Annotated in this window: 15 protein-coding genes; 4 read left to right on the forward strand and 11 right to left on the reverse strand. The window is 73.0% G+C overall.

Annotation, left to right across the window (positions count from 1 at the left end):
* Positions 1-126: 126 nt before the first annotated feature.
* The 6 genes from ACGFXC_RS11335 to ACGFXC_RS11360 all read right to left on the reverse strand — a co-directional run bounded on the left by ACGFXC_RS11335 (position 127) and on the right by ACGFXC_RS11360 (position 5,255).
* Positions 127-984: a fumarylacetoacetate hydrolase family protein gene (locus ACGFXC_RS11335; protein ID WP_351818877.1), complete on the reverse strand. Its 858-nt coding sequence runs from the start codon at positions 982-984 to the stop codon at positions 127-129.
* A 122-nt stretch (positions 985-1,106) separates the two neighbouring features.
* A complete protein-coding gene (locus tag ACGFXC_RS11340; RefSeq protein ID WP_393711750.1) occupies positions 1,107-1,937 on the reverse strand; it encodes a YidC/Oxa1 family membrane protein insertase in 831 nt (276 codons plus the stop codon).
* Between the two features lie 135 nt (positions 1,938-2,072).
* Complete coding sequence (locus ACGFXC_RS11345; protein ID WP_393711751.1) at positions 2,073-2,408, reverse strand: DUF6412 domain-containing protein; 336 nt, start codon at positions 2,406-2,408, stop codon at positions 2,073-2,075.
* A gap of 66 nt (positions 2,409-2,474) precedes the next feature.
* Complete coding sequence (locus ACGFXC_RS11350) at positions 2,475-3,980, reverse strand: sodium:solute symporter (protein WP_393712208.1); 1,506 nt, start codon at positions 3,978-3,980, stop codon at positions 2,475-2,477.
* Between the two features lie 38 nt (positions 3,981-4,018).
* Positions 4,019-4,213, reverse strand: a complete 195-nt coding sequence (locus ACGFXC_RS11355) for a DUF3311 domain-containing protein (RefSeq protein WP_393711752.1) — start codon at positions 4,211-4,213, stop codon at positions 4,019-4,021.
* Positions 4,214-4,397: 184 nt separating this feature from the next.
* A complete protein-coding gene (locus tag ACGFXC_RS11360) occupies positions 4,398-5,255 on the reverse strand; it encodes a class E sortase (protein ID WP_393711754.1) in 858 nt (285 codons plus the stop codon).
* A 56-nt stretch (positions 5,256-5,311) separates the two neighbouring features.
* On the opposite strand from ACGFXC_RS11360, the gene ACGFXC_RS11365 reads away from it, so the two are divergent.
* A complete protein-coding gene (locus ACGFXC_RS11365) occupies positions 5,312-6,313 on the forward strand; it encodes a hypothetical protein (RefSeq protein ID WP_393711755.1) in 1,002 nt (333 codons plus the stop codon).
* A 219-nt stretch (positions 6,314-6,532) separates the two neighbouring features.
* Positions 6,533-9,583 (forward strand): DUF3427 domain-containing protein, encoded by a 3,051-nt coding sequence (locus ACGFXC_RS11370; protein WP_393712210.1) that lies wholly within the window; start codon positions 6,533-6,535, stop codon positions 9,581-9,583.
* Here the strand turns inward: ACGFXC_RS11370 and ACGFXC_RS11375 are convergent.
* Together ACGFXC_RS11375 and ACGFXC_RS11380 are read right to left on the reverse strand one after the other, a co-directional pair.
* Entirely contained in the window at positions 9,580-10,587 is a 1,008-nt protein-coding gene (locus ACGFXC_RS11375; RefSeq protein ID WP_393711757.1) for a hypothetical protein, read from the reverse strand. The two genes, ACGFXC_RS11370 and ACGFXC_RS11375, sit on opposite strands and share 4 nt — an antisense overlap.
* A 29-nt stretch (positions 10,588-10,616) precedes the next feature.
* Positions 10,617-11,159 carry an N-acetyltransferase gene (locus ACGFXC_RS11380; protein ID WP_393711758.1) on the reverse strand — a complete coding sequence of 181 codons (543 nt, stop codon included), beginning with the start codon at positions 11,157-11,159 and terminating at the stop codon, positions 10,617-10,619.
* Between the two features lie 173 nt (positions 11,160-11,332).
* Between ACGFXC_RS11380 and ACGFXC_RS11385 the strand changes: the two genes are divergently transcribed.
* Together ACGFXC_RS11385 and ACGFXC_RS11390 are read left to right on the forward strand one after the other, a co-directional pair.
* Entirely contained in the window at positions 11,333-11,509 is a 177-nt protein-coding gene (locus tag ACGFXC_RS11385) for a hypothetical protein (protein ID WP_393711760.1), read from the forward strand.
* Positions 11,510-11,605: 96 nt separating this feature from the next.
* Positions 11,606-11,905, forward strand: coding sequence for a hypothetical protein (locus ACGFXC_RS11390; protein ID WP_393711761.1), 300 nt, complete (start codon positions 11,606-11,608; stop codon positions 11,903-11,905).
* A 399-nt stretch (positions 11,906-12,304) separates the two neighbouring features.
* On the opposite strand, the gene ACGFXC_RS11395 is transcribed toward ACGFXC_RS11390, so the two are convergent.
* The 3 genes from ACGFXC_RS11395 to ACGFXC_RS11405 form a co-directional block, all read right to left on the reverse strand.
* Positions 12,305-13,711, reverse strand: a complete 1,407-nt coding sequence (locus ACGFXC_RS11395) for a DUF445 domain-containing protein (RefSeq protein ID WP_393711763.1) — start codon at positions 13,709-13,711, stop codon at positions 12,305-12,307.
* 54 nt (positions 13,712-13,765) lie between these two features.
* On the reverse strand, positions 13,766-14,557 hold the full coding sequence (locus tag ACGFXC_RS11400; RefSeq protein WP_393711764.1) for a DUF1707 domain-containing protein: 792 nt from the start codon (positions 14,555-14,557) through the stop codon (positions 13,766-13,768).
* 121 nt (positions 14,558-14,678) lie between these two features.
* Complete coding sequence (locus tag ACGFXC_RS11405) at positions 14,679-15,650, reverse strand: ATP-binding cassette domain-containing protein (protein ID WP_393711766.1); 972 nt, start codon at positions 15,648-15,650, stop codon at positions 14,679-14,681.

Below are 15,650 nucleotides of genomic sequence, written 5' to 3' on the forward strand. Positions count from 1 at the left end.
CGGGGGGCGGGGGGGGGGGGCGGGGGGGGGGGGGGGGGGGGGCGGGGGGGGGGGGGGGGGGGGGGGGGGCCGGGGGGGGGGGCCGGCCCCCCCCCCCGGCGGCCCCGCCCCTCCCCCCCCTCGGCGCTACGCGCCCTTGAACTCCTGGCGCTGGCGCCCGAGACCCGCGATCTCCACCTCGACCACGTCACCGGCCCGCAGGAACGGCTTCGGCTCCGGCTGGCCCGCGGCCACACCGGCCGGAGTGCCGGTGACGATCACGTCGCCCGGGTACAGGGTCATGAAGTGGCTCAGGTACCGGACGACCTCGCCGACCGGGAAGATCTGGTCCGAGGTGTGGCCGTCCTGCTTGAGCTCGCCGTTGACCCACAGCCGTACGTCCAGGACCTGCGGGTCCGGGACCTCGTCGGCGGTGACCAGCCAGGGGCCGAGCGGGGTGAAGGTCTCGCAGTTCTTGCCCTTGTCCCAGGTGCCGCCGCGCTCCGTCTGGAAGGCGCGCTCGGTGACGTCGTTCGCGAGGACGTAGCCCCCGACGTGCGCGAGACCCTCCTCGGCGGAGCCCAGGTAGCGGGCGGTGGCGCCGATGACGACGCCGAGCTCGGCCTCCCAGTCGGTCTTCACGCTGCCGCGCGGGATCAGCACGGTGTCGTCGGGGCCGACGACGGTGTCCGGGGACTTGAGGAAGACGATCGGCTCCGCCGGAGCCTCCGCGCCGACCTCGGCCGCGTGCCCGTGGTAGTTCAGCCCGATGCCCACGATCTTGCCGATCCGCCCCACCGGGGAGCCGGTGCGCAGGCCTCCCGCGTCCAGGACCGGAAGCTCGCCGGCCGCCGCGGCGTCCCGTACGCGGGACAGTACGGAGTCGTCGGCCAGCAGGGCCCCGTCCACATCCGTGATCAGGCCGGACAGGTCACGCAGGGTGCCGTCCTGGTCGAGCAGCGCGGGGCGCTCCGATCCGACGGGTCCGACACGCAGCAGCTTCATGGACATTCTCCCGTGGTCGAGGGTGGTCGGCCCATGGGCATGCCCCGGGCCGGACGATGGGTTGCGGCCATCGGAGGATTGGTCGATCCTCCAAGATGTACGACCAATCCGCAAGACCCTGTTCACAGACTGGAACGCGGCCTTCCAGCGGCAGCCTCCCCGGCCGCCGCCGCCCCGGCCGCCGCCCGGGCGGCCCGGTCCTTGCGGTGCTGGAGCCAGGCGCGCTCGGCGACCGACCACGCGGTGGTGGTCACCAGGTAGAGCCCGGCGGCCAGGGGCACCAGGGCCGCCGTGATCAGCGTGCCGAACGACAGCAGGGGCAGTACGCCGCCCAGCCTGCGCATCGCCGCCTGCTGCTCGGCGCTCAGCTCCGCCGGAGCGGCCAGGGCCCCGAGCGGGCCGCCCTTCGCGGCGCCGGCCACGGCCCCGCGCTGCGCGCCCTTCGCCCCGCGCGGAGGGGTCGGCGCCGGGGCGGTCGGCGCCGGGGCGGCCGCTGCGGCGCGCCGCCCGCGGACCGCGCTCCACGCGGCCACCACCCCGACGGCGGCGAACAGCCCGAGGAACACCAGCCCCTGCGCCCCGAGGAGGCCGCCCTCCCCGAGGGCGTCCGCCCAGCGGGACCCGAGCGGGGCGGCGAACAGCCGGTGCGCCAGCAGTTCGTTGGCCGCGCCGCCCACCTCCGCCGACGAGAAGGCCTGGTACATCACGAAGAACACCGGCAGCTGGAGCAGCGTCGGCAGGCAGCCGGCCACCGGGGTCGCCCCGCGGAAGGCGGCCCGGCTCAGGGGGTGCAGGGCGAGCCGTACGAGCACGGTGAACAGCACGATCGCGGCAGCGGTCGCGGACTGGGCGAGGACGGGCTGGAGCAGCCGGCCCAACTCGGCAACAAGATGGGTGAAAACGGACACGCGGGCCCTCCGAGGGGTCTCGTCGAACGTCGAAAGAAGGTGCATTTCGGCGCGACGACCCGCGAGGGGCGACGACAGTGATCAGTCAGCAGAAGGCGATGGCGTCGGCGGAACCGGCGCGCGGTACCCGGGAGTGGCGGGGTACCGAGCGGCGTCCGGCGGACGGTGTACTGCGCGCCCCTACGCGGCCGTCGGGGCACGGCGGCCCGGAGCCCTGGGCCGCGACCGGCCCGAGGCGTCGGGATCGCGCTGCGGCAGGAACGCCGTGCGCTGCTCGCGATCACGGATCGCGGTGCGTATGCGGTGCGGCGGCACGGACGACACGGCCGAGGCCGCCAGCGCGGCGGCCCCCACGGCGACGGCCGCGGCCAGCGCGACCACGGCGGCGGCGAGGCCGTTCTGCCCCGGCATCAGGCCGAGGGCCCCGCCGAACACCAGCAGGGCGGCGAGCAGGGCGCCCGCCCGCGAGGAGACGAGGAAGGACAACAGGGAGCGCGCGTCGGCCCGTCGGGCCATCGGAACCGCCCCCTCCCCCTCCATGAGCCCCGAACCCCCGTACGGGGCGGGCACTCACGACCGATACTAGCGGGGCGCACCGACAACGGGACCGGTCTTCCGCTCCGGAAGCGGATCGCGCGCCAGCACCTCCCCGTCCGGCCGTCCGTCCGGATCCGGCGGACCCCACCGGCGCACGCCACCCGACACCGCGAGCGCGACCACGAGGTTCGCCGCCAGCGCCACCATCCCCGCGTTCACCCCCCACACCGGATCGTTCCCGGTGAACACGAGCCCGCAGACGGCCGCCACCCCGACGACCAGCCCGGCGACCGCCCCCGGCATCGTCAGCCCGCGCCACACCAAACCCAGCAGCAGCATCGGCACCAGCTGGGCCATCCCCTCGTACGAGACGAGCGAGAGCCGGACCAGCGTGTTGGGAGCGGCGTACGTCATCACCAGGGCCACCGTCCCCGCGGCCACGACCACGATCCGCGAAGCCGTCTTCTGCCGCTCCCCCGCGCTCCAGCGCGGCACCAGCGACAGCACGCTGCGCCCCCACATCGTCCCGATGACCAGCATGAAGACCGCCATCGGCACGATCGACGACAGCGCGGCCGCCACCCCGATCACCCCCACCGCCCACGCCGGCAGCGAGTCGACCACCAGCTCGAAGAGCGCGAGGTTCGACTCCGCACCCGTCAGCCCGGGCACCACGAACAGCGCCGCCATCCCCAGCAGCATCGGCACGAACAGCAGCACGTTGTAGGCGGGCAGCAGGACGGCGTTGCGGCGCAGCGTGCCGGCGCTGCGCGCCCCGAGGTAGCCGGCCACGGTGGTCGGGAAGATGACGACGGTCAGCGCGTTGAGCACGGTCGTCGAGGCGAACCAGCCCGTCCCCAGCCGCCCCCGGCCCCCCGGTCCGTCCCCGTGCCCGGGCAGCGTCAGCCACTGCGCCCTCTCGGCCGCGAGCCGGTCGAAGAGCTCCCCGTAGCCGCCGAAGTAGTGGACGGGGACGTACCAGGCGAGGAACCCCAGCGTCCCGATGACCAGCACGTCCTTCAGGACCGACACCCAGGCGCTGCCCCGCAGCCCGCTCACGACGACGAAGGCGGTGGTCACGGCGAAGGCCACGAAGTAGGCCCACTCCAGCGACACGGCCCCGTACGTCACCGTCGTCACGACGATGCCCATCCCGGTGATCTGGAGCTGGATGTACGGCAGCAGGAACACGGTGGCCAGGACCGCCACCGCCGCGCCCAGCCACGGGCGCCCGTATCGGTGGGCCACCATGTCGCTGATCCCGACGAGCCCGTGGCGCCGCCCGTAGTCCCACAGCACCGGCCCGGCCACGTACCCGAGGGCGTAGCCGCAGGACATGTACGCGACGACGTACATCACCGGGGCCCCGTAGTCGTAGCCCCAGCCCGCCGCCCCCAGGTAGCTGAAGCTGGTGTAGCCCTCCCCCGCCATCAGCACCCAGATGAACACGGTCCCCAGCGAGCGCCCGCCCACCGACCACTCGGCGAGCCCTCCCCCGCCACCGCCGCGCCCGCGTACGGCGAGCAGCCCGAGGGCGACGGTCACCACCATGAAGGCGGCGAAGACCGAGGTGGCCACCGCGGCCGCGCTCACCGCCGGCCCCCGGCCCGCAGATCGGCCCGCCGGACGAGCCACACGGCGAGCGGCGTCACCAGCGTCGACCCGATGAACCACGCGAGCAGGAACGGCACTCCGCCGAGCCTCGGCTCCAGCCGGTTCACGACGGGCAGCACCCCCGCGAACAGCACGAAGGGCACCCCGAGCCACAGCAATTGCGGACGCATCGCCCCACCCTAGGGGCTGTCGTCGCAGCCGTGTCTGCCCCGCGACACCCGGCACGCACTCTCGCCGCACCGGGCGAAATCCCGAGTACGTCCGGTACGAGGGCTTCCGCCCGGCACGCCGAGAGCACGCACCGGACGCCGCGGGGCCGCCCTCCGGGCTACGACACGACTTCGACGACAGCCCCTAGGACGCGAGGGTGCCCCAGACCACCAGGCGGTACTTGGAGGTGTACTCGGGCGTGCACGTGGTCAGGGTGATGTACGAGCCGGGCTCCGCGTACCCGGCGTCGGGCCGGACCGTGCTGCGCGGCACGGGGGCGATCACCCCGGTGTCCCGCTCGGTGGTCTCGCTCAGCACCTTGTCCACCACGTACGTGTAGCGCCGCCCCCGGACGTCTACCAGCAACCGGTCGCCCGCCCTGAGCCGGTTGATGTACCGGAAGGGCTCCCCGTGGGTGTTGCGGTGCCCCGCCAGCGCGAAGTTCCCCGCCGCCCCGGGCTGCGCGGTGCCGGGGTAGTGGCCGGCGTACCCCTTGTCGAGCACGGCCCGCTTGTCGACCCCCTGCGCGACGGGCACGGTGAGGCCGAGGCTCGGAACGCGCAGCACGGCGTACGCCTCCTCCCGCGCCGGCGGCGGCTGCGGCTGCTGCGGCCGCTGCTGCTGCGGCGGCGCGGGCTTGGCGGCGGGGGGCGCCGACCGCCCCGGCCCGGGGCCGGCCCCGGCACCGGCACCGGCACCGCTCGAACCCCCCTCGACGACGGGCGAACTCCCACCCTCAGCGACGCCCTCCGGACCGGCGCCGTCCCCCGCTTCGGCGGCGGCGCCGGAGTCCCGCCACCGGTCCTCCAGCACCTGTACCTGCTCCCGGGCGGCGGCGACGGCCTGCCGGTTGGTCCACCACACCTGGTGCACCACCAGCAACGCCACCACCACACCCACGGTGGTGATCGCCTCGGCACCCACCCACAGCAGCCGTGCGAGCCCGGCCCGGCGCCCCCGCCGGCCGCGCCCCTGGACCACCACCCTCACCCGATCCCGCACGGCCCGCACCCTAAGTCCTCCCCCTTCAACTGACCAGCGGCAGTACGGTGTGAACCATGCGCCCCGACACGCCCGCCGAGCACATCGCCGAAGCCGAGCGCCTCATCCGCACGGCGACCCGCTACCCCGAGGACCAGGAGCCCCTGCTCCTCCAGGCCGCGGCCCACCTCGAACTGGCCGACGCACGCGAGCGCGCGAGCACCCTCTACGACCAACTCCTCGCCGCCGCGCCCGCCGACCCGCACCTGATCAAGGCCCTCCAGGCCGCCAACCTGTGGGAGTACGGCCACGAGGCCGAGGCCCGCGCCCTGATCTCCGGCATCCGCGCCGCCGCACCGACGGACCCGGCGCCCTGGGAGGTCATCGCGGAAGCCCTGGAAGCCCACGACGAGTTGGAGGCCTCCCACGCGTGCTTCACCGAGGCGGCCACCCTCCTGACCTCGGAGGACACCCCCCTCACCCAGGCCACGACGGCCCTGCTCACGGGCCGCCACCGGGTACGCCGCCTGCTCGCCCTCCCGCACGACGACTGGGACATGGCCGCCGACACCCGCCACTCCGGCCCGATCCCGCTGGACGAGCTCCACGACCCCAAGCGCATCTGGGCCCTGGGCTCCGACGACCCGGCGGAGCTGCGCGCCGAGATCGCCCGCCTGCGCGCCGAACTGGGCGACCGCCGGGCCGCCCTCTCGCGCCCCTTCCCGGTGGCGATCCTCCACTGGCCCCAGCGCGAGCTCACGGAACTCGTCGCCTCCTACCCGACCCTCGCGGCGGAGTACCCCTCCCACGCCGCCCACCTCACCGCCACCGAGTCCGCCCTGCGCAGCCTGGCCGCCTCGGGCACCACCAACCTCGGCATCGTCACGGGCAACGTCCCCTCGTACGAAGCCTTCGCGGCCTCGGAGAAGACCTCCCCGGCCTCCCCCTCCCTCCTGGCGGAGTACGCCACCACCCTGGCCGCCCGCGGCAAGGCCACCCCCTGGCCCCCCACCCCCACCTCCCCCTGCTGGTGCACCTCGGGCAAGCCCTACCCGGAATGCCACGGCGAAGCTCAGTAGCAGAACCAGCCAGCGCATGACCGAAAGGGAACTCCCTGCGTCATTGCTGCGTCAGATTCACGCGGACGGTGTCGGTCGCCCTTGATACAAACGAGGCTGCGATGACCCGTCCAACGAGGAGACTCCGTGACCTCTGGCACCCATCCGAGCAGTTCGAAGCCGGTCACCGGTCTTCACGAGACACTCATCACCAGCAGGCTCGAAGACCAGCTCCAGGAAATGACCACTGCGGGGTCCCTCGTCATAGAGGGACCCGTCGGCAGCGAGTCGTCACAACACGTGCTCACCCGACACGTGGCGCAAGCAGTCGGTCAGCTTCTGAAGAGACTGCCGCCGGACGAACGAGTGGACGCCGCGAACGCGATCCTCCACTCCCTGAGCAGCTTGGACGGGGACCGGGCGCAGCCGGAGCCGATTTCTGAGGGGCCGCGGCAGCTCCTCGCCGTGGGAGGACCGGCCGCAACGGGCGCCTACACCACCCGCCCGTCCACTCCCCTCTCGGAAACTGCGCTGATCACCAATTCTCCGGAGGACCCGAGCCTCGGCTCGGAGCTTCGCGCCGAGCTCGCCACAGCAGACCGCATCGACCTGCTGTGCGCCTTCGTGAAGTGGCACGGGCTCCGAGTGCTGGAGCAGCCGCTGAAGGCCGCTGCCGAACGTGGCATCCCCGTCCGCGTCATCACCACGACGTACATCGGCGCCACCGAGCGCCGCGCCCTGGACCGACTGGTGCGCGAGTTCAACGCCGAAGTGAAGGTCAACTACGAACTGCGCTCGACCCGCCTGCATGCCAAGGCCTGGCTCTTCCGCCGCGACTCCGGCTTCGATACCGCATATGTCGGCAGCTCCAATCTGTCGAAGGCCGCCCTCCTCGACGGGCTGGAGTGGAACGTCCGTCTCTCCGGCATCGCGACCCCAGATGTGTTGCGCAAATTCGAAGCGACCTTCGACTCGTATTGGAGCGAGCGGGCCTTCGAGCCGTACGACCCGGACCGGGACGCCCAGAGGCTCGACGAAGCCCTGAAAATCGCCGGCAATTCCGGTGGTGTGGCCGCTTCTCGGGTCATCAGCTTGTCAGGCCTGGAAGTGCGTCCGTACCCGCACCAGAGGGACATGCTGGAACGCCTGGAAGTCGAGCGCTCCGTGCACGACCGGCACCGCAACCTGCTGGTCGCGGCCACCGGTACGGGCAAGACGGTGATGGCGGCCCTCGACTTCAAACGCCTCCAGCAGCAGGCGGGCCGGAAGCTGCGTTTGCTGTTCGTCGCACACCGGAAGGAGATCCTGGACCAGTCCCTGCGGACGTACCAGGACGTGCTGGTGGACGCGAACTTCGGAGAGCAACTCTGCGACGGCAAGACCCCCGCACGATGGGAGAACGTCTTCGCGAGCGTGCAGTCTCTGAACGCCCGAACCCTGGAGCAGCTCTCGCGGGACCAGTTCGACGTCGTCGTCATCGATGAATTCCACCACGGCACCTCTCCCACCTACCGAAAGATCATCGATCATTTCAGGCCGCTCGAGCTGCTCGGTCTCACGGCCACGCCGGAGAGGATGGACGGCCTCAACGTTCAGGACGAGTTCTTCGACGGCCGTATCGCTGCCGAAATGCGGTTGTGGGAAGCGTTGGAGAACGACCTGCTCTGCCCCTTCCACTATTTCGGCATCACCGACAACACCGATATGTCGGCGATCGCTTGGAAGCGGGGTGCCTATGACGCCACCGCCCTGAGCGAGGTTTTCACCGGGAACGAGGCTCGAGCCCGGCTCGTCGTTCGGGCCCTACAGGAGAAGCACGGAGACCCCGAGGGGATGCGTGCCCTCGGCTTCTGCGTTTCGGTTGCACATGCCCACTTCATGGCCGACTTCTTCCATCGCGCCGGGCTCCGCGCAGTCGCCCTGTCCGGCGAGACTCCCCGCACCGAACGCAAGGAAGCGCTCGACGCCCTACGGACGGGGCAGCTCAACGCCATCTTCTCGGTGGACCTCTTCAACGAAGGACTGGACGTCCCCGACGTCGATACGCTCCTCCTCCTGCGGCCCACGTCCAGCGCCACCGTTTTCCTCCAGCAGTTGGGTCGCGGGCTGCGGCGCAACGAGAACAAGCCGGTCCTCACCGTCCTCGATTTCATCGGTCAGCACCGCAAGGAATTCCGCTTCGAGGAGCAGTTCCGCGCACTGACGAACCTGACCCGCAACCGCCTGCTCAACAGCATCGAGCACGACTTCCCCCAGCTGCCCTCCGGCTGCCAGATCATCCTTGAGGCGAAGGCCAAGGAATTGATCATCGAGAACATCCGCAACCAGATGAACGTCAACGTCACGCAGCTCGCACGGGAAGTCGCAGCGTACGGCGAACCCCGACTCTCCGCCTATCTGGCGGAGAGCGGGCGAGACGTCAAGGAGCTCTACCGGGGGAACGGCAACTCGTGGACGGGCCTCCTGCGCCGGTCCAAGTTGCTCACGGCGGCGGTGCCCGTGGGGGAGGAAGCGCTCCTCAAGCGGGTCTCCGCCTTCTTGCACGTGGACGACCCGGCACGGGTTCGCGCCTATACCAGCCTGCTCGAAGACGACCCCGTGCCGTACGAATCACTCGACGCCCAGGGCCAGGCGTACGCCCGCATGTTCTTCTTCTCTCTCTGGCCGCTCGCAGGTGGCTTTTCCCGCTACCAGGACGGATTCGACTCCCTACGGGCTCAGCCCCACTTCCGTGACGAACTCCGCCAGGTCCTGGCCCATGACCTGGAGCAGACGGACCACGTCCCGCTGCCCCTCACGGGAGATCACTCTGCCCTCCCGTTGACCGTGCACGCCTCGTACAGCCGCGAGGAGATCCTTCCGGCGCTGGGCCAGTCCGTGGTGGGAGGGTTCGTGCCGGGGCACTTCCGCGAGGGCGTGAGGTGGTGTGAGGGGATCCAGACGGATGCGCTCTTCATCACGCTGGAGAAGGACGAGAAGGACTTCTCCCCACAGACGCGTTACAAGGACTACGCGATGAATGAATTCCAGTTCCATTGGGAGTCTCAGAACCAGACGTCGGAAAATTCGCCGACCGGCGTGCGCTACCAGTCCCACGTCAGCAACGGATCGCACGTCCTGTTGTTCGTGCGGCGGTACAAGAAGACGGACATCGGCGGACCCCAGGCGTGGATGTTGCTCGGCCCGGCGGAATACCTTCGTCACAAGGGCAGCAATCCGATGGGGATCGAATGGCAGTTGCGCCACGAGATCCCCGCGGACGTGTGGTCCTACTCGGCCATCGCGAGCTAGCCGGAGCCTCCGGGAAACAGCAGGAGCTGCTGGTGGCCGCGGGCCAGGGCTGTGGGTGGGGTGGGGCGGGGGGTGGTGAGGGCGAGGAGGGTGCGGAGGGCGGCGATGACGTCCGCCGGGGTGTCGCGGATCATCGACGGGGTCGCGCTGACCACCAGGACGCCGTGGGACTCCAGCCGCAGGCGGCGGCGGAGCGTGGCGTGCCAGGCGTCGCGGGTGTAGTGGTACTCGGCCGAGTCGATCTCCAGGGCCACGCCCTCGTCCGGCCAGTACGCGTCCGGGCTGGCCAGGAAGGTGCCGTCCGGGGTGTAGAGGCGGGCGTTCCACAGGGGGGTGGGGAGGTCGGTCGCCGTGAGGGTGTCGCGGGCGCGGGCCTCGGCGACCGAGCGGACCCCGGCGAGGAGTTCCGCCGCGGCGGCGCGGATCGCGGGGCGGGCCAGGAGGCGGGAGGCGCGGAGTTCGGCGTGCAGGTCGTGCGGGTGGCACCAGCCGGCCTGGACGACCTGGGCCAGGACCGAGCGGATCCGGTCGGGGTGCGCGGCCCGGGAGGCGTAGTCGGCGGCGGCGCGGACCGGGTGGGTGCTGGGGACGCCGGAGACGGTGAGGGTGCGCGGCCAGCGGGTGGTGGCCGCGGGCCGGACCTGGGGGTGCGCGGCGAGACGGCGCGGGGCGCGGATCAGGACGTCGGCCGGTAGGGGCGGGGCCTCGCGGATGCCGAGGAGGGCGAGGGCGGCGGCGCCGGTGAGGGCGGCGGTGTCGCCGGACAGCGGGTCGGCGGTGGGCTCGGCGGCGTACAGGACGGCGGCGAGGGCGCGTTGCCGGTGGTCCGGGGGGCCGGTCTGGAGGAGGTAGACCCGGGGCAGGAGGCGTTGCCAGGGGCCGCCCGGGCGGGTGCGCGAGGTGAGCGTGGCGGCGGGTACGCCGCCGGTGGTGGTGAGCTGGTGGCGGGTGGCGAGGCCGAGCTGCCGGCGGGCCACGGGTACGGGGGCCTTCGGTGTGATCATGGCCCCGGTATGCCCGGGCGGGCCGGGGTCTACCTGTCGCGGGCCGGGTGATCGGGGGACAGGAAGACGACCACGCCCGTCTCGGTCCCGGGGAGCGCGGGCACCTCGTGCCAGCCGAGGCGCCGGTACGTGGCCACCGTGTCCGTGGCCAGCCGTGAGGTCAGCAGCCAGGCGCGGCGGTCCGGTGCGTCGGCGGTGATCTCGGTGAGCAGGGCCCGGCCGGTGCCGTGGCCGCGCGCGTAGCCGCGTACGGCGAGCTCGTCTATCTCCAGGGCGCCGACCAGGAGTTCCCGTACGCGCGCGGGGCCGAGCTGGGCGGCGACCTGGGGGTAGGCGCGGCCCTTCGGGAAGGGGGCGGGGGTCAGCCAGGCGGTGGCGAAGCCGTCGACGCCGGTCGCGGACTGGGCGAAGGCGGTACGGAAACCGGGGCGCCGGGCGTCGGTCTGGAGGCGGGCCGCGAACTGGCGAATGGTTTCTTCACCTTCGTTCCAGGGCGGGGCGGAGAAGACGTCCGCGTAGGCGTCGGCCAGCTCGTCCGCGAGGTCGAGGACGGCCCGTCCGTAAGAGATCACGCTGTCTGCTCCCGGGGGTGGGGTGGGCGGTGAGTTGAGGGGGTTTCCTCCTGGAAGACCGAATCTACGCCCCGGAGGTTCCCGGTCCCGGGGGTGCGCAGAAACGGCGAGTGTGCGACAAAACGGCCCCGTACGGTCCGTGTCGCGGGCCGGGGCGGGGCGTTGAGCAGCCCGTGGACAGACTGCTGCGGGTGGCCGGCCCGTGCGCGCTCGCCTTCCTCCTCGTCCTCGGGGTCGTGGCGCTGCTGCCGCGCGGGGTGCGGGAGGCGCTGCCGGATGCCGTGGTCGGCGGGGCCGTGCTGCTGCTCGGGGCGCTGGGGGTCCGGCGCGGGTCGAGGGGCCCGCGCTAGCCTCGTACCCCGTAGGCGACTTTTCAGATCATCGTGACGTCCGGCCGGGTGCCGGCGGGCGTGGCGGACGGAACGAACGAACGAGGGAGTTTCGACATGGCGCGGGTACCGAGTTCCGTGGTGGCGGCGGCCGGCCTGGTCGGCGGGTACGCCGTCGCGCGCTGGACCAAGAAGCGGCCCCTGGGCGGCGTCGTGCTCGGCGCCGCCGGGATCGTGGCCGGGCGGGAGTGGCACCGGCAGGGCGGCGCCCCGGCGGCGGCCGGGCTGGGTGCGCTGTACCTGGCGGGGTTCGCGGGGGCGCACCCGCTGGCGAAGAAGGTCGGGGCGTGGCCGGCGGTCATCGGCGCGGCGGGGGTCGTCGCCGCGACGGCCTGGGCGGTGGCGGACCGCGGCTGACCCCCGGCGGGCCGGGGCACACACCCCTCCCCCGGCACTCGGGGCCGGGGCGGGAGCGCCTGGCCCCCGGGCCGGCCCCGGACCGCGGCCTCGAAATGATCCCGGCCCACGACCCCGGCTGCGGCGCGGTGCGGTCTGTGGCCCCGGCTGCGACACGCGACGCGACTCCAGCACGCTGCGGCCTGCGGCGCGGCTGCGGCCTGTGCCTCCGGCCTGTGGCCCCGGTCCGGCCCGCGCTCCGGCTCCGGCTGCGGCTGCGGCTGCGGCTGCGGCTGCGGCACGCGACGCGGCTGCGGCACGCGGCACGGCAGCGGCAGCCGCCCGCCGCTCCGGCAGCGGCAGCGGCTGCGGCGTCCGGCCGCCGGTGCCGGTGCGGCTGCCGCTGCCGCGGCGGCGGCGTCAGGCGCCGAAGGCTCGGGAGACCGTGTAGATCAGGAGGCCCGCCAGGGCGCCGACCACCGTGCCGTTGATGCGGATGAACTGGAGGTCGCGGCCGATGTGCGCCTCGATCTTGCGCGAGGTGTGCTCGGCGTCCCAGCCCGCCACCGTGTCGGTGATCAGCGAGGTGATCTCCGCCCGGTAGGTGGTGACCACGTAGACCAGCGCCCCCTCGATCCAGCCCTCCACCTTGTCCTGGAGCCGGCCGTCCGTCGCCAGCCGGGATCCCAGGGACATCAGCGACGACCGCACCCGCAGCCGCAGCTCGCTCCGCTCGTCCTCCGCGGCCGAGATCATCATCGACCGGACGGCCGTCCAGGCCGAGGCGATCACGTCCTGCACCTCGCCCCTCGCCAGGACCTCCGACTTCAGCCGCTCCACCCGTGCCCGCGTCTCGGTGTCGGACTGGAGGTCCGCCGCGAAGTCCGTCAGGAAGCGGTCCACCGCCCCGCGCGCCGGGTGGCCCGGCATGTCCCGCATCTCCGTTACGAAGCGGAGCAGCTCCTTGTACACCCGGTCGCCGATCTTGCGGTCGACGAAGCGCGGGGTCCAGCCGGGGGCGCCGCCCTGGACGGCGTCCATGACGGACTCCCCGTGGGTGACGAGCCAGTCGTGGGCCTTGGCGCAGACGAGGTCGACGGCCCGGTGGTGGCCTCCGTCGGCGACGACCCGCTCCAGGGTCTTGCCGATGCCCGGCGCGATCTCCGCCGCCTCCGCCCGCCGGGTGATCGCCTCGCCGACGACGGCCTGGACGTCGGAGTCGCGCAGGACGGTCAGCGCTCCGCGCAGCGCGGTGGCCAGTTCGGCCGTGACGCGGTCGGCGTGCGCGGGCTCGGCCAGCCAGGCGCCGAGGCGCCCGCCGATGCCGAGCGCCCGCAGGCGGGCGCGCACCACCTCGGCGGAGAGGAAGTTCTCGCCGACGAACTCCCCGAGGGAGACCCCGAGCTGGTCCTTCTTGGTCGGAATGATCGCGGTGTGCGGGATGGGCAGGCCCAGCGGCCGCCGGAACAGGGCGGTGACGGCGAACCAGTCCGCGAGCGCGCCGACCATGCCGGCCTCGGCGGCGGCCGCCACGTACCCCGCCCAGCCGCCCGCGCCCCACGCGTGCTGGGCGTACTTGGCCAGGACGTAGACCAGCGCGACCAGCATCAGCAGGCCCGTCGCGGTGGTCTTCATCCGGCGGACCCCGCGCCGGCGCTCCTCGTCCGCCGCGTTGAAGACGAACCCGCCGCGGGCGGGCGGGGGCACGGCGCGCGCTCCCGTACGGCCCCCGTCCGGACCTCCGCCGTCGCTACCGCTGCCGCCCTCGGCGCTCTGCACTCTGCTCACCTGCTCCTGCCTTCCCCCGGTGGCCGGTTTCGTCTGCATAGCATCCGACTACCGGGAGGCCCGGGGAGTTCCCGGCGCGCCGTACGGCCCCGGCTACAGCTCCTTGCGGGGCCGTTTGCCGTTGACCGGCTTCGGGCCCTTCGGCGCCTTGGTGCGCACCTCGACCCCGCCCCAGAAGGCCAGGCCGTTGACGACCACCCGCGGGGCGCCCGGCTGGGGCGCGATCTGGGTGCCGCTCTGGTCGAAGGCGCCCATGACGCCGATGCCCCGGACGTCGACCTCCACACCCGGCGGGACCGTGATCTGGATGCCGCCCATGATCGCGACGCAGGTGATGACGACCTCCCGCTGCGAGAAGTCCGCCTCGCGCAGGTCGAGGTCGCCGCCGCCCCAGAAGGCCACCGCGTTGAAGCGGGCCGGTACGGTCCAGCGGCCCTTGCGCTGGAAGCCCGACATCACGGCGACGGCGGTGGCCGAGGTCCCCGAGCCGCCGATCCGGCCGCTCCAGGCGCCCTCCGCCGGGGCCGTCCCGGCGGGCGTGGCCGCCGCGGCGCCGAGCGGGGCCTCGCCGGGTACGGCCGGCAGGTCGCGGGTCAGCGGTTCGAGCTCGGCGTACGTACGGGACTTGTACGCCGCCTCCAGCCGCTCCCCGAACTCGTCCATGTCGAGCCGGCCCTCGGCGACGGCGTCGCGCAGCCGCTCCACCACCCGTTCGCGGTCGGCGTCCGACGCCCTCAGCGCGGGCGCCGCCGCCGGCATCGGCGCGGGCGTCGGCGCGGGCGCGGGCGCGGGCAGCGGGGCCTTCTCCAGCGAGGGCTTCCCCGACGATGCCTGCGGCGGCAACGGCTCCTCCGGCAACGGCTCCTGAGGCCGCTCGTCACTCATGTGGCCCACCCTATGCAGAGACCCGGCCCAGTTGAATGCCCCCCAGCACCCGCAGCACCCGCAGCACCCGCCGCACCCACCGCACCCGCCACGGGCCCAGCACCCGCCCGGGCCGCCGCCCTCACCCCCGCCCCGCGTACATCCGCGCGATCACGTCCTCGATGTCCGGCTCCCGCACCGACAGGTCCAGCAGCGGGTAGCGCGCCGCCACCGCCGCGACCAGCGGCGCCGCCGACGCCCCCGCCGGGAACCCCAGCCACTGCCGGGGCCCGTCCACCTTCACCACCCGCGCCCCCTCCACCTCGATCGGCGCGAGCTCCCGCTCCAGGTCGACCACCAGCGTCCGCTCGCCCCGCCCCAGCGCGTGCAGTCCGCTGAGCTCGCCGTCGTACATCAGGCGTCCGTGGTCGATCACCATCACCCGCTCGCACAGCTGCTCGATGTCCTGGAGGTCGTGCGTGGTCAGCAGCACGGTGGTGCCCAGTTCCCCGTTCAGCTGCCGCAGGAACCCCCGTACCTTCGCCTTGCTGACCACGTCCAGCCCGATCGTCGGCTCGTCCAGGTACAGCACCTCCGGATCGTGCAGCAGGGCCGCCGCGATGTCCCCGCGCATCCGCTGCCCGAGCGAGAGCTGGCGCACGGGTACGTCGAGCAGCGCGGCCAGGTCGAGCCGGTCCACGCAGCGCTCCAGGTTCTCCGCGAACCGCGCCGCCGGGATCCGGTACATGCGCCGCATCAGCCCGTAGGAGTCCTTCAGCGGCAGGTCCCACCACAGCGTGGTGCGCTGCCCGAACACCACCCCGATCCGGTGCGCGAGCCGCATCCGCTCCCGCGCCGGGTCGATGCCCGCGACGCGCAGCCGGCCGCCGCTGGGGGTGAGGATGCCGGTCAGCATCTTGATGGTGGTGGACTTGCCCGCTCCGTTGGGCCCGATGTAGCCGACCACCTCGCCGCGGGCCACCTCGAAACTGATCCCGTCCACGGCTCTGACCTGCCGTTTCTCCCTCCGCATCAGGCCCGTGCGACGGCGTACGTCGAAGACCTTCTCGACCCCGTCCAGCGAGATCAGCGCATCCTGCTCGGCAGCCGTCAC

Origin of the sequence: Streptomyces sp. NPDC048507, assembly GCF_043199995.1 — a bacterium.
Taxonomy (GTDB): Bacteria; Actinomycetota; Actinomycetes; order Streptomycetales; family Streptomycetaceae; genus Streptomyces.

Excerpts from the sequence above, each read along its gene's own strand:
- ACGFXC_RS11335 (WP_351818877.1), bottom strand. The coding sequence starts at position 984 with ATGAAGCTGCTGCGTGTCGGACCCGTCGGATCGGAGCGCCCCGCGCTG.
- ACGFXC_RS11340 (WP_393711750.1), bottom strand. The coding sequence starts at position 1,937 with ATGCACCTTCTTTCGACGTTCGACGAGACCCCTCGGAGGGCCCGCGTG.
- ACGFXC_RS11345 (WP_393711751.1), bottom strand. The coding sequence starts at position 2,408 with ATGGCCCGACGGGCCGACGCGCGCTCCCTGTTGTCCTTCCTCGTCTCC.
- ACGFXC_RS11350 (WP_393712208.1), bottom strand. The coding sequence starts at position 3,980 with ATGGTGGTGACCGTCGCCCTCGGGCTGCTCGCCGTACGCGGGCGCGGC.
- ACGFXC_RS11355 (WP_393711752.1), bottom strand. The coding sequence starts at position 4,213 with ATGCGTCCGCAATTGCTGTGGCTCGGGGTGCCCTTCGTGCTGTTCGCG.
- ACGFXC_RS11365 (WP_393711755.1), top strand. The coding sequence starts at position 5,312 with ATGCGCCCCGACACGCCCGCCGAGCACATCGCCGAAGCCGAGCGCCTC.
- ACGFXC_RS11370 (WP_393712210.1), top strand. The coding sequence starts at position 6,533 with ATGACCACTGCGGGGTCCCTCGTCATAGAGGGACCCGTCGGCAGCGAG.
- ACGFXC_RS11375 (WP_393711757.1), bottom strand. The coding sequence starts at position 10,587 with ATGATCACACCGAAGGCCCCCGTACCCGTGGCCCGCCGGCAGCTCGGC.
- ACGFXC_RS11390 (WP_393711761.1), top strand. The coding sequence starts at position 11,606 with ATGGCGCGGGTACCGAGTTCCGTGGTGGCGGCGGCCGGCCTGGTCGGC.
- ACGFXC_RS11395 (WP_393711763.1), bottom strand. The coding sequence starts at position 13,711 with ATGCAGACGAAACCGGCCACCGGGGGAAGGCAGGAGCAGGTGAGCAGA.
- ACGFXC_RS11400 (WP_393711764.1), bottom strand. The coding sequence starts at position 14,557 with ATGAGTGACGAGCGGCCTCAGGAGCCGTTGCCGGAGGAGCCGTTGCCG.